Annotated in this window: 14 protein-coding genes and 1 tRNA gene; 9 read left to right on the plus strand and 6 right to left on the minus strand. The window is 27.2% G+C overall.

From position 1 onward, the window contains the following. Positions 1–108: 108 nt before the first annotated feature. Complete coding sequence (locus tag H8S10_RS01405; protein ID WP_186837712.1) at positions 109–1,302, minus strand: L,D-transpeptidase; 1,194 nt, start codon at positions 1,300–1,302, stop codon at positions 109–111. A 154-nt stretch (positions 1,303–1,456) separates the two neighbouring features. Here H8S10_RS01405 and H8S10_RS01410 point away from each other — a divergent pair, with 154 nt between their 5' ends. From H8S10_RS01410 to H8S10_RS01430, 6 genes are all read left to right on the plus strand, one after another. Beyond that, positions 1,457–2,239, plus strand: a complete 783-nt coding sequence (locus tag H8S10_RS01410; protein ID WP_186837713.1) for a DUF1189 family protein — start codon at positions 1,457–1,459, stop codon at positions 2,237–2,239. A 171-nt stretch (positions 2,240–2,410) separates the two neighbouring features. Beyond that, positions 2,411–2,947: a HAMP domain-containing sensor histidine kinase gene (locus tag H8S10_RS18035; RefSeq protein WP_243175815.1), complete on the plus strand. Its 537-nt coding sequence runs from the start codon at positions 2,411–2,413 to the stop codon at positions 2,945–2,947. A 9-nt stretch (positions 2,948–2,956) separates the two neighbouring features. Beyond that, the gene (locus tag H8S10_RS18040) at positions 2,957–3,268 is read left to right on the plus strand and encodes an ATP-binding protein (RefSeq protein WP_347707657.1); all 312 of its coding nucleotides are present in this window, start codon (positions 2,957–2,959) and stop codon (positions 3,266–3,268) included. A gap of 58 nt (positions 3,269–3,326) precedes the next feature. Then, positions 3,327–3,401 (plus strand) — tRNA-Arg (locus tag H8S10_RS01420). An 87-nt stretch (positions 3,402–3,488) separates the two neighbouring features. Continuing rightward, positions 3,489–4,619, plus strand: coding sequence for a DUF1887 family CARF protein (locus tag H8S10_RS01425; RefSeq protein WP_186837714.1), 1,131 nt, complete (start codon positions 3,489–3,491; stop codon positions 4,617–4,619). A gap of 104 nt (positions 4,620–4,723) precedes the next feature. Then, positions 4,724–6,085, plus strand: a complete 1,362-nt coding sequence (locus H8S10_RS01430) for a 6-phospho-beta-glucosidase (RefSeq protein WP_055265222.1) — start codon at positions 4,724–4,726, stop codon at positions 6,083–6,085. 112 nt (positions 6,086–6,197) lie between these two features. Here H8S10_RS01430 and H8S10_RS01435 read toward each other — a convergent pair whose 3' ends face one another. Then, entirely contained in the window at positions 6,198–7,004 is an 807-nt protein-coding gene (locus tag H8S10_RS01435) for a MurR/RpiR family transcriptional regulator (protein ID WP_186837715.1), read from the minus strand. 30 nt (positions 7,005–7,034) lie between these two features. Then, positions 7,035–7,925 carry a phosphatidylserine decarboxylase gene (locus H8S10_RS01440; protein WP_186837716.1) on the minus strand — a complete coding sequence of 297 codons (891 nt, stop codon included), beginning with the start codon at positions 7,923–7,925 and terminating at the stop codon, positions 7,035–7,037. Between the two features lie 145 nt (positions 7,926–8,070). Here H8S10_RS01440 and H8S10_RS01445 point away from each other — a divergent pair, with 145 nt between their 5' ends. Beyond that, positions 8,071–8,421, plus strand: coding sequence for a DUF1622 domain-containing protein (locus tag H8S10_RS01445; protein WP_055265216.1), 351 nt, complete (start codon positions 8,071–8,073; stop codon positions 8,419–8,421). A gap of 202 nt (positions 8,422–8,623) precedes the next feature. Next, positions 8,624–9,157: a 2'-5' RNA ligase family protein gene (locus tag H8S10_RS01450; RefSeq protein ID WP_186837717.1), complete on the plus strand. Its 534-nt coding sequence runs from the start codon at positions 8,624–8,626 to the stop codon at positions 9,155–9,157. 27 nt (positions 9,158–9,184) lie between these two features. Here the strand turns inward: H8S10_RS01450 and H8S10_RS01455 are convergent, their stop codons facing one another. From H8S10_RS01455 to H8S10_RS01465, 3 genes are all read right to left on the minus strand, one after another. Beyond that, the gene (locus tag H8S10_RS01455) at positions 9,185–10,774 is read right to left on the minus strand and encodes an ATP-binding cassette domain-containing protein (RefSeq protein ID WP_055265212.1); all 1,590 of its coding nucleotides are present in this window, start codon (positions 10,772–10,774) and stop codon (positions 9,185–9,187) included. A 295-nt stretch (positions 10,775–11,069) separates the two neighbouring features. Beyond that, positions 11,070–11,306, minus strand: a complete 237-nt coding sequence (locus H8S10_RS01460) for a DUF4351 domain-containing protein (protein WP_055265210.1) — start codon at positions 11,304–11,306, stop codon at positions 11,070–11,072. 29 nt (positions 11,307–11,335) lie between these two features. Next, entirely contained in the window at positions 11,336–11,983 is a 648-nt protein-coding gene (locus H8S10_RS01465) for a hemolysin III family protein (protein ID WP_186837718.1), read from the minus strand. A gap of 214 nt (positions 11,984–12,197) precedes the next feature. Here H8S10_RS01465 and H8S10_RS01470 point away from each other — a divergent pair, with 214 nt between their 5' ends. Next, a complete protein-coding gene (locus H8S10_RS01470) occupies positions 12,198–12,779 on the plus strand; it encodes a DUF1836 domain-containing protein (protein ID WP_055265206.1) in 582 nt (193 codons plus the stop codon).

Below are 12,779 nucleotides of genomic sequence, written 5' to 3' on the forward strand. Positions count from 1 at the left end.
AGCATAATAAAAATAAAACTACCTAATATTAGTGAATTAAAAAAATGATTAATATAGAAATGTTTTAAATAATTCCTATATTAATCATTAATTATTTTTTCTTAATTATTAGTTTATTATTACTTTTGTATCATCAGGCATGTTTTCAAATAGCCATTTTGAATCTTCAACAGCCAATCTGATACAGCCATGAGATGCAGGAACTCCTAAAGTATAATCAACTATTGTATTTTGAGTTTCGTCATAAGGTAGTGAATGGAATAAATAATCACCCCAGAATTGAACCCAATACTTGCCACCTTGTTCATATTCATCAGAGTAGAACCAATCACCACGTCCTGTTATAGTATATACACCCTTAGGTGTAGCCTCACTTTCTATTCCGCTAGAACAAGGAAAATCTTTTTCTAAGGTCCAATTATTACTAGAACCTTCATAAACATAAGTTTTTTGATCATTTAAATTTACATATATAAGATACGGTGTATTACTTTCTATATTTAATGTATTTATTGTTTCAGAATTTAGATTTTGTAATAATGATGTAGAAGTAGGTTGAGCATTATCTATATAATATTGTGAAGATAAATATTCCTCTCTAGCTATTTCTATAGAAGATATTTTGTTTTGTATATCTTTATCAGTAGAAGATACAATTGATTCGTCTACATTTGATAATAAATCTATAGCTTTTGTATAATAATCTTCTTCAGATAATTTATCAGCTTCATTAAATAGAGACTGTTTATAAGAGTCCTTACATTTTTCTATATAGTCTTGTGCTGTATTATAATATTCAAGCTGAGAGTAAGGTATTTTAGAAAACATCTCTATAGCTTCTGAATACTGACCTACATTATATTTTTCTAATGCTAAATCTAAATAATGTTTATAAAGTGAAGAATCTTCTAATACATAGTCTTGATCTAAAGTTAAGATTAATTTATCTAAAGATTCATCGAGAATATCATAGCTTTTTATTTCTTTAAATACAGTAACAGCCTGATCAGAAGTAATATTATTATTTTTTAATTCATTACACAATGTAGTTATAATAGAAGTAAAGTATTTAGATACTTCTGATGTCATAGCTTTTTTCTTTAGTTTTAAAACAAAACTATTATCAGATAAAGTTTCTTTTGCATCATTAAAATCACATTGATTAAATTCTGAATAGAAAGTATTTAAAGTTTTTGAATAATTATAATTAATATAATAATTCACCGATAAAGTTAATAAAAATAGTAATACAGTAGATATTAATATTTTTAATATAGTAATTCTAGATTTTTTAAAATCCAATAAAAATCCCTCCTAAATTCGCTATATAGTAATTTTTGACCAATATTGAGAAAAATAAACAATTACTTTTAAATTTACAGAAATTATACATATAGGTCATGGAGAATTATGATATACTAAAGATAGAATAAATTCTTACATATGTGGAGGAATCATGAAAGAAAAAATAAATATGATAAATAGATTTAAGTGGAGTTTAAATCCTAAAAGATATATATATTTAGCAAAAGATACATTAGGAAAAGCTTTCTTATATGTTTTTATTCTGGCTACAATTTTTGGATTATTTCAAGGTATAACAGTTGTTAGTACAATAGGGGTAGTAGAAGAGGTTATTTATAAAGCATACCAAGATGGAAAATTAAATTTTGAAATGAAGAATGGATTGTTAAATTTTGAAACATCACCATATAAAGAAGAGCAGGGAAGTACAGTGTTATTAGTTGATACGGATAAAACTGTAGATGAAGTAGATAGCTTAAGAAATATTACTGTTCATAAGGATTTATCTACAGTAATTTTAAAGGATGGAATTGTAATTAAAAATGGTAGTGAAGAGATTGTTTATAAATATGCTGATTTTGGGTTAGATAAAATAGATTTTAATAACCAAGTAATAGATTTATTTATAAAAGAGTTAAGAGTACTAAAATATTTTATGATACCAATAATAATTATAATTAAATTTATAGATATGCTTTTCTACTCATTCATGATGTCATTAGCCGGATTATTAAGTATGCTACTAAATAAACAAAGATTATCTTATGGAAATATATTTAAGCTTGCAATGTATTCAATAACTTTACCAACTATATTAGGATTAATATTGCCTATAGGTAAATATACAATGTTTATTGGAGGTTTAATATTAATATTTGGAATAAATTTTGTTGTGTATGATGATATTATAAAGATAAATAAAAATGATATGTAATAAAAAAATCCAGTTATGCTGGATTTTTTTATTAACAAAGTAATTTAACTTTATACATTAAATTACAGTTAATAATTAGTTTTTTAGTAAAATTTTATTTAAACTTGTTTTATAAATAGAAATATGGTAAAATTTTGAATAAAGGTTTACTTGGGGAATATAGGAGGAAATATGGGAATAAGAGGTAATAATTTAGATGAAAATTTACAAATGATTATAAATGATTTTGAAGAAGAGGTTAATTATTTAAAACAAGAAAATGAAAAAAAAGAAAATTTCACTTTAAATATAACTCATGATATGCGTAGTCATCTAAATGTTATTATTTCTGCTTTACAGTTTATTGAGCACAATGATTGGAACATTAGAGATGAAAAGAGATACATGAATATAATAAAAAGAAATAGTTATAAAATATTAAAGTTGATTAATAATTTAATTGATACTAGTAGGTTAGAAAATAATTATTATAAACTAGAAAAAAGAAATATGGATATTGTATCAATGATTGAAGGCACTGTTGAATGCATAGAGAGGTATTCTTTAGAGAAAAATATTCAATTAATATTTGATACTAATAAAGAAGAATGTATAGTTTCTGCAGACCCAGAAGCTATAGATAGAATAGTTATGAATTTGTTATCTAATGCAATAAAGTTTTCACCAATGGATTCTGAAATATTTGTATATTTAAATATAGATAGTTAAAATATTAATATATCTGTAAAAGATAAAGGAAAAGGAATATCCAAGGAAGAACAGGATAAAATATTTAATAGATTCTATCAATGTTCTAATAGATCAGCTAAAGAGTATATAGGAAGTGGAATAGGCTTAGATTTAACAAATTACTTAGTAAAGGCTCATGGTGGAAATATAAGCATAAATAGTAGAGAAAATGAAGGTGCAGAGTTTATAGTTACTATTCCTAGAATTTTAGAAGAACATATAGAAGGAATTGATAATAGTATATCTAGTAAAATACAAATGTTAGAAATAGAATTCTCAGATATTTATCTAAGCGAATAATTAATGATTTATTCTTGAAAAATGTTAATCTTTGTGATATCATAGGAATTGTTAATGTGGAGCGTTAGTTAAACGGATATAACACGCCGCTACGGACGGCGCATTAAGGGTTCGATTCCTTTACGCTCTGCCAAGCACTTATTTATTTTTATAAATAAGTGCTTTTTATTTTGGGCAAATTAATAATACTAATTTATATAGAAAGAGTAGGTAAAAACAAGTGGGATTATTAATTAACCAATTAGATGAACACAATGAAGGAAATATATTAGCTACAACTAGATATAAAGTTAATGAAGTTATATTTATTAGACAAAATAATCAGGTGGATTTAATTGATAATATAAAAAATTATTATAATAAAAATTTTCCTACTGTAAAAATGAATGATGTAATTATTGAAGAAGGAGAAATTGATAAGCTAACAGATTTAGTTAAAAGAAATAGAAGTGATGATTTAATAATTAATGTTACAGGTGGAAAGAGAATAAATTCATTAGCTTTATTAGAACTTAGTATAAAAAATAATATAAAAGCTATATATACGGATGTCAAAAATAAAAAAATATATACATTTAATAATGGAATAGATTTAACATATGAAGAATTTGATGATTTAGATATAAAAGATATTATTAATGCAGCAGGAGGAGAATTAGTAGAAGATTCTTCAGAGCTATGTAATAAAAAAGATTTAATATATTTATCAGAGCAGATATATAAACATTTAGATATTTGGAATAAGCATAAACAAAAATTATATGATACAAATATATTTAAGCATATTGAAGAAGCTCCAAACAAAATAGAGATTAATATAAAGTTGCTAACTCAAGAGGAAAAAGTATTATTAAATAATATACTTAAAAAGTTAGAAGATATGAATGAACTACAATATACTGAGAAAAATGAAAATATTGAAGTAACATTTTTGAATAAGTATATAAAAGGATTTATGTTTAAAAGTGGAACTTGGTTAGAGATTGCAACTAATAATTTAATAAAAAAAATAAAAGAAATAGATGAGGCAAGAAATGGTGTTGTATTTCTTTGGAGCAATGAAAATAGAATTGTAAGAAATGAAGTTGATGTTGTAGCTGTTAAAGATTCTGTGCCTATAGTAATATCTTGTAAAGATAGTGAAAAATATAATGAAATGGCTCTAAATGAGTTAAATGTATATGCAAATAAAATAGGAGGTAAGAATGCATATAAGATTCTTGTAGCTACAAGAGAACCATGTAAAGGACCAGTTTCAATAAGAGCAAAAGAGATGGGAATACATATAGTAATATTTGATGGAGATGAAAATAAATTTATTAAGAACATAAAAGCAATTATAGACAAATAAAAGCTTTTTATCACATCCATGGTTTCGTTTTCAAAAAATGAAAATAATAATACAAATATTACTTTATAATAGAGACATAAGATGTGAAGGGGAGATGAAGTGCCATGAGTAAAAAAGGTTTAAAAATAGTTACAATTGGTGGAGGGTCAAGCTATACACCAGAATTAGTAGAAGGATTAATTAAGAGATATAGTGAATTACCAGTAGCAGAATACTGGCTTGTAGATATAGAAGAAGGAAAAGAAAAATTAGAAATAGTTGGAGCTTTAGCTAAGAGAATGGTAGAAAAAGCTGGAGTGCCAATGGAAATACATTTAACTCTAGACAGAAAAGAAGCTTTAAAAGATGCTGATTTCGTTACAACTCAATTAAGAGTAGGATTATTAAAAGCTAGAGCTAAGGACGAAAGAATTCCTCTAAGTCACGGATTTTTAGGTCAAGAAACAAATGGAGCAGGTGGGCTTTTCAAAGCTTTAAGAACAGTTCCAGTTATTTTAGATATAGCTAAAGAAATGCAAGACTTATGTCCAAATGCTTGGTTAATTAACTTTACAAACCCAGCTGGAGTAGTTACAGAAGCGTTATTAAGATATAGTGATCACAAGAAAGTTATAGGGGTATGTAATGTTCCAATAGGAATGGAATTTGGAGCTGCTGATTTACTAGGAGTAGATAAGTCAAGAATAACTATGGACCAAGTTGGATTAAACCATATGGTATATGGTCAAAGAGTATACCTTGATGGAAATGATGTTACTGCAGAAGTAATGGAAAAAATGTTAAACAGCGATAACTCTCAATCAATGGCTAATATTGCTGCAATGGGATGGGATCCAGCTTTCATAAAAGCAACAGGATTAATGCCATGTCCATATCATAGATATTACTATAAGAAGAGAGATATGCTTGAGCATGAATTAGAAGAATACAAAAAAGGTCAAACAAGAGCTGAAGTTGTTATGGCTGTTGAAAAGAGCTTATTTGAATTATATAAAAATGTTGAGTTACAAGAAAAACCAGAAGAGTTATCTAAGAGAGGTGGAGCTCACTACTCAGATGTTGCTTGTGAAGTTATTTCAAGTATCTATAATGATAAGGGAACAGTTTTAGCTGTAAACACTAAGAACAACGGAAGATTAAAGATGTTTGAAGATGAGTCAGCTATAGAAATTAGCTGTAAGATAACTAAAGACGGGCCAGTACCAGTTGATACAGTTACTGATCTTCCAATCTTTGCTCAAGGTTTAGTTTCTCAAATCAAAGCATTTGAAAGATTAGCTGCAGAAGCTGCATATACTGGAGATTACAATACTGCATTACTAGCAATGACAACTAACCCATTAGTATCTGATGATACTGAAGGAAGAAAATTATTAAACGAAATGTTATTAGCTCACAAAAAATACTTACCACAATTCAAGAATGTTATAGAGCAAATTGAAAAAGTAGAAAGAGCTGAATTTTAGTTAAAAATTAAAAGTGAAAGTTAATGAATAAAGCCAGCATATGCTGGCTTTATTTTTTATGAAATTAAAGTTATCAATTATTTATAATTAATAGTATAACTTTTAAATGCCATTAGTAGTGGCTATATAAATCTGCGTATCTTATAAATAGATATTCAACTAGCATCATAAGAGCATGTTGGTTTTCTGGCGAGTATTGATTATTGTACTCTGATTGGGCTAGATAAATTATGTAATCAGAACCTTCTTTATATTTATTTTCTCTATTTTCTGTTATAGTAACAATTTTGCAATCAGTAGCCAAAAGGTTGTTCCATACACGTTCATGGTAAGCTATGAATCTACCAGTTGGAGAAATAAGTATAGCTAAAGAATTAGGAGTTAATGAGCTTGCAAGCTTTTCTTGAGCTTGGATATCAGTAGCTATATTTATTAGTTTTCCTACTCTTGCGAAATTAGTTTGTAATTGTTGACACATTAATTGAGAAAATAAAGTACCAAATATACAAATGTGGTCACTTCTATAAATTAAATCAATAACTCTGTCTATAAGTTTTAAATCTAAGGAGTTTTTAGTAAGTGTAAGTTCATTACAAATTTCATCATGCATTAATTCTAGAATTTCTTCTCTATTTCTCTTAGTTTTAAATCCTCTTGGCTTAGAAAAACTATTATCAAAATTAGTATTAATTGAAATAGATAAAGCTTTTTTAAATTCTGACAGACTAGAATAACCTAGTTTGCGACAAAAACGACTGATAGCAGCTGGTGATGTATAACACATATCAGCTAGTTTATTTATAGTCATATTAGGTATATCCCTAATATTGCGAATCATAGTTAATGCTATGGTATAGTTTAATGTTTCTTCACGACTATCATTTAAAAATAAAAGTAATCTATAAATTAAATCCCCCATATATAAGCCTCCATTCTAAATACCAAAAAATTATTTAAACTTTTTTCCTATAGTTTCACCCATATTTACTTTTGTTTCAAATCCTAAAGATGATTGAGTAAGAATATCTTCATCTACTATTATAGTATTAGATTTAAATAAAAGTATAGTGGTTGAGCCTCCAAACTTAAAATAGCCTTTTTCTTCACCTTTTGAAATATGAGTATTTTCTTTATAAGTTTGAATTATTGACCCAACACAAGTTGCACCAACTTCTACATGAATAATGTCACCAAAGTTTTCAGAATGAAATACACACCATTCACGCTTGTTTTGACAGTAAAGCTTAGAAACTCTTTCTAATGCAGTTGGATTAACTGAATAATAATTACCTGGAATAAAGTGTGTTTTTTCACAAGTACCCCAATCTATAAAATGAAATCTGTGATAATCGGTAGGACATAACCTTAGTATTAAGCAAACTCCACCTTCGTATTCTTTAGCAATACTATCATCTTGAATAAGTTCTGATAAACTATAAGTTATATTTTTTACTTGAACTAAATCATTTATAGATATATCAGTATAGGCAATTAGACGTCCATCACCAGGAGAGATAAGTTTACTTTTATCTTTATCTATAGGGCGAGCATCTTCCTTTAATTCTCTAATAAAGAAATCATTAAAGTTCTTGAAATCATCTATATTATTTTTACATACGGACATATCTATATCAAAATTTTTAATAAAGCTTGAAACCTTCTTTTTGCTAAAATTAGTATCACAGTAATTTCCATAAATCTTAGAAAAGAGTTTTTTCTTTATTAATAGTTCTGTTAAGCTTTTTCCTACAGGAGATTCATAACACCATTTTATATAATTTCCTCCTGCAACATTTTCAACATCGTACTTTTGAGTATTTCTATTATAAATTTTTATCATAATAATTTCTCCTAGAAAAAAATTTTAATCTTGTAAGTTTATTATTATATTAACATATTTATGTTAACTTTATATAGATTTAATGATATATATGGATTATAATAGTAAAGGAATTTTACATAATATAGGGGGGGGGAATTTTTTTATGTTACATCATTTATTAGAAAGCGTTATCCCAGTAGTTATTAGCTTATTAGAGCTAATAGGTGTAGTTATTATCTTAGTAGCTGGGGTAAAGGCTTTTGGAGAATACGTAATGAATTTAATAGGAAAAGGTCATTACAACATAAAAATAGATTTAGGACAAGCTTTATCTTTAGCTCTAGAATTTAAGATGGGTGCAGAGATACTAAAAACTGTTTTAGTAACTAAAATGGAAGAAATATGGATATTAGGTGCTATTATAGTGTTAAGAGCAGTGCTTGCTTTCGTAATCCATTGGGAAGTTTCAGCTGAAAAAAGCCATCAAGAACACAAAGTAGAAGAAGCAGCTTAATTTAATTAAAAATTAATAGTAAAAATTAGCAGTAAATGAAAGAGAAATCTCTTATAAATTTATTTAACTAATTTTTAAGTGTTAATAAAAAAAGTGGCCTTTGGGTCGCTTTTTTTATTATGCTAAATAAAGTTTTATATTATTACAATAAGGAAATTATATAAATATAATTATTAAAAATATTAGTGAAGGAGAAAGTATTATGAGTGAGACATATGTTATAGTAGCTATAATAAAAGGTGAAGCAGGAGAATTTAATAATAATCTTAGAAAAGATGTCTTTAATGATTTAGGACTTAAATCTTCTAAACTTCCGGCACATTTTACTATAAAAGCACCTTTTGAGCATGAAGGTAGTATTGAATTGTTAGAAAAAACTTTAGAAAATTTCTGTAGTCATGAAAAAAAATCTCCGTTAATAATAGATGAATATGATCATTTTGATGATAGGGTTGTTTATATGAAGCTTAACATGTCTAAGGAGGGTAAAGAGGTTCATGATAGATTAATAGATGAATTAGAGAGGATACCTTACATTAATTTTGATAAAAAAGATGGAAAAAATAAAGTATTTCATGTAACTGTGTCATCAAAAAATGTAAGAAGAAAATTTACTGAACTATGGGATTATGTTCAATTGAGACCTTGTTATTTTGAAAGCTATTTTGATAACATATGTATCTATAAGTGGAGCAATCATACTTGGGAGCTTTATAAAGAGTATAAACTTAAATAAAAAAAGTGACCATTTGGCCACTTTTAATTATTCTCCGAATTTTTCTAAGAATTCGTCGTAAGTCATAGATCTATCGAAGATTGATCCATTATCATCAATTTTAATTATTCTGTTAGCTACAGTTTGCACAAATTGGTGGTCGTGAGAAGCAAACAGTACGTTACTGTTGTAGTCTTTTAAACCATTATTTACAGCTGTAATAGATTCAAGGTCAAGGTGGTTAGTAGGTCCATCTAAAACTAATACGTTAGCGTTAGAAAGCATCATTTTAGAAAGCATACATCTAACCTTTTCTCCTCCAGATAATACGTTAGCTTCTTTTAAAGCTTCTTCTCCAGAGAATAACATTCTTCCTAAGAATCCTCTTATGTAACTTTCAGATTTTTCTTCAGAGAATTGTCTTAACCAATCAACTAAGCTTAAAGTACAATCGTTGAAGAATTCTGAGTTATCTTTAGGGAAGTAAGCAGTTGTAATAGTTATTCCCCATTTATATGCACCAGCATCAGGTTCCATTTCTCCGTTAATTATTTTAAATAAAGTAGTTATTGCTATTTCGTTACCGATGAAAGCAATTTTATCTTCTTTATTTACTCTGAAGCTTACGTTATCTAAAACTTTAACTCCATCAATAGTTTTAGATAATCCTTCAACTACTAATATGTCGTTACCAACTTCTCTTTCAGGTTTAAATCCAACGAAAGGATATCTTCTGCTTGAAGGTTGGATATCATCTAATGTAATCTTATCTAATAACTTCTTACGAGATGTTGCTTGCTTAGATTTAGAAGCGTTAGCACTGAATCTAGCGATGAACTCTTGTAATTCTTTAATCTTTTCTTCTTTTTTCTTGTTTTGGTCTTTAGCCATTTGAGTAGCTAATTGGCTTGATTCATACCAGAAGTCATAGTTACCAACATATAACTTAATCTTACCAAAGTCAACGTCAGCCATATGAGTACATACTTCGTTTAAGAAGTGTCTATCATGCGATACAACTATAACTGTTCCTTCAAAATCACCTAAGAAATCTTGAAGCCATTTGATTGATTTTATATCTAAGTGGTTAGTAGGCTCATCTAGAATTAATATTCCAGGGTTACCAAATAAAGCTTGAGCAAGTAATACTTTAACCTTTTCTCCACCAGTTAATTCAGAAACCGTTTTGTAGTGAGCATCAGTTCCTATTCCTAATCCTTGTAATAATGATGATGCTTCTGATTCAGCTTCCCAACCGTTAAGCTCAGCAAATTCACCTTCAAGTTCAGCAGCCTTTATTCCATCTTCATCAGAGAAATCTGGCTTAGCGTATAAAGCATCTTTTTCTTTCATTATGTCATATAATCTTTTGTTACCCATTATAACTGTTTCTAATACTTGAAACTCATCATATTGGTAATGGTCTTGTTTTAAAACAGACATTCTAGTATTTGGAGCAATTATTACTTCACCAGTATTTGGTTCAACCTCTCCAGATAATATCTTTAAAAATGTACTCTTTCCAGCACCGTTAGCACCTATAACACCGTAACAGTTACCAGGAGTAAATTTGATATTTACATCTTCAAATAGTTTACGAGATCCGTATCTTAAACTTACGTTTATTACATTAATCACTAAACATACCCCATTTCATTTATTATTCTTCAGCTATTATAACATAAAGTCTTTAACTTTACATATAAATATACATTATTCGTCAAGTGAATTAGTGAGAAAATTACAAAAAATATCTTTGTAAAAATTTTCCTAACAAAAAATGAAGAAAAAGATTATTAGGAGTTTTAATAGCTTTTAGTGTATTAATATATATTTTCGATAAAAAAAGAGCTATGGATGAAATGAATTTATAGGTTATATATGGAATAAAAGGATGAAGATAATAAAAAATAGTGGTCGAATAAAACAACCACTATTTCTTATTAACCAAAAGAAATACATCTAAATCTTCTAAAGTTTCAAATTCAAAAATTCTTAATGCAATAGAGATAATTGTATCATTTTCTAAATCAGTTAATAAATCTATATATTTTTCAGGTATGTGTTTAAATTTTTTCTTTAGTAATTTAATTAGTAAGGAAAAATGGCCTTCTTTTATTCCATCAGCCATTCCTTCTTCATAAGCTCTAAGTGAATAGGATAAATTCATAATTTTACCTGCCTTACTTCGGTTTATTTTTATAATAAGTACGTAAATACACAAATAAAGTGAGTTAAACTACCTAATAATATAAATACATGAAATATTTCGTGAAATCCAAAGTTACCTATTTTAAATTTTTGTGATTTAGTAGCATAGATTACGCCACCAATTGTATAAAATACTCCGCCAAGTACTAATAAGAAGATACTTATAGGTGATAAAGCTGCAGATAGTGGTTTAATAACAAATATTGCACTCCAACCCATTGCTATATAAAGAGCTGTTTGTAACCATCTTGGAGCACTAAACCAACAAAGCTTAAATACTATTCCTGCAATTGCTATTGAAATCATAACTAAAAACATATTTCTTCCTAATGTTCCACCTAATGCAATCAAACAGAATGGAGCATAAGAACCAGCTATTAATATAAAAATCATTGAATGATCTAATTTTTGTAAAAAGTTAATTATTTTATCAGAAGAAATTATACCGTGATAAGTTCCTGATACAGTATATAAGAGTATTAAGCTAATTCCGAAAATAGTTACGGATGCAATAGATATGTTAGAAGCATTTGTTACAAAGGCTTTAGCTAACATTGCGAATAAAGCAATAAATGAAAATACAGCACCAGATAAATGAGTAATAGAGTTAATTGGTTCTCTTAATTTTTTATACATAAAAACACCTCACGATACAATATAGTTTTTAAAACTATGTGATATTATATTTATATTATTGACCAAATGGTACTTACAGTCAAAGTTGATTTTAGCAGAATTTACTTATTTATTATTGAATATTTGGCTTTTTCTTGAAATATCTTTGAAATACTATTATTATTAAAATATAATGAACTATTAAATGTAGTTTGAAAAACTACTAGGAGGAAGTATGGATATAAATGAATTAATAAATGATATGGATTTTATAAATGGAATAGCTATGGATGATATCCCTGAAATTGATTTATATATGGATCAAGTTATTCAACTTTTTGAAGGAAAATTATCATCATTAAAAAGAACTGAAGATGATAAGATTCTAACTAAGACGATGATAAATAATTATGCTAAGGGAAAGCTTTTATTACCTATCAAAAATAAAAAGTATACAAAAGAACATATAATACTTATGTCATTAATATACAATTTGAAAGGGGCTTTATCTATTAATGATATAAAGCTAAGCTTAAATAAAATAATTGATAGTTTCTCAGAAGATGAATCTTATCCTTTAAGAGAATTATATGGCTCATTTCTAGATGAATCAGAAAATGATGTATTAGAATTTAAAAAGGGCGTTGCTGATAAAGAAAGAGAGATAGAAGCATTAATAGAAAGCAAATCTGATTTACAGGGTGATTTTGAAAAGAAATTCTTACTTCTTTGTTCATTTGTAAATATGAGCAATATGTATAGAAGAGCTAGTGAAAAATTAATAGATGAATTTTTTTCAGAAGTAAAAGGGGAGTAG

It is taken from the genome of Clostridium sp. NSJ-49 (assembly GCF_014287725.1).
Lineage (GTDB): Bacteria > Bacillota > Clostridia > Clostridiales > Clostridiaceae > Clostridium > Clostridium disporicum_B.

Excerpts from the sequence above, each read along its gene's own strand:
- H8S10_RS01445 (WP_055265216.1), top strand. The coding sequence starts at position 8,071 with ATGTTACATCATTTATTAGAAAGCGTTATCCCAGTAGTTATTAGCTTA.
- H8S10_RS01450 (WP_186837717.1), top strand. The coding sequence starts at position 8,624 with ATGAGTGAGACATATGTTATAGTAGCTATAATAAAAGGTGAAGCAGGA.
- H8S10_RS01460 (WP_055265210.1), bottom strand. The coding sequence starts at position 11,306 with ATGAATTTATCCTATTCACTTAGAGCTTATGAAGAAGGAATGGCTGAT.
- H8S10_RS01435 (WP_186837715.1), bottom strand. The coding sequence starts at position 7,004 with ATGGGGGATTTAATTTATAGATTACTTTTATTTTTAAATGATAGTCGT.
- H8S10_RS01470 (WP_055265206.1), top strand. The coding sequence starts at position 12,198 with ATGGATATAAATGAATTAATAAATGATATGGATTTTATAAATGGAATA.
- H8S10_RS01465 (WP_186837718.1), bottom strand. The coding sequence starts at position 11,983 with ATGTATAAAAAATTAAGAGAACCAATTAACTCTATTACTCATTTATCT.
- H8S10_RS01430 (WP_055265222.1), top strand. The coding sequence starts at position 4,724 with ATGAGTAAAAAAGGTTTAAAAATAGTTACAATTGGTGGAGGGTCAAGC.
- H8S10_RS01440 (WP_186837716.1), bottom strand. The coding sequence starts at position 7,925 with ATGATAAAAATTTATAATAGAAATACTCAAAAGTACGATGTTGAAAAT.
- H8S10_RS18035 (WP_243175815.1), top strand. The coding sequence starts at position 2,411 with ATGGGAATAAGAGGTAATAATTTAGATGAAAATTTACAAATGATTATA.
- H8S10_RS01410 (WP_186837713.1), top strand. The coding sequence starts at position 1,457 with ATGAAAGAAAAAATAAATATGATAAATAGATTTAAGTGGAGTTTAAAT.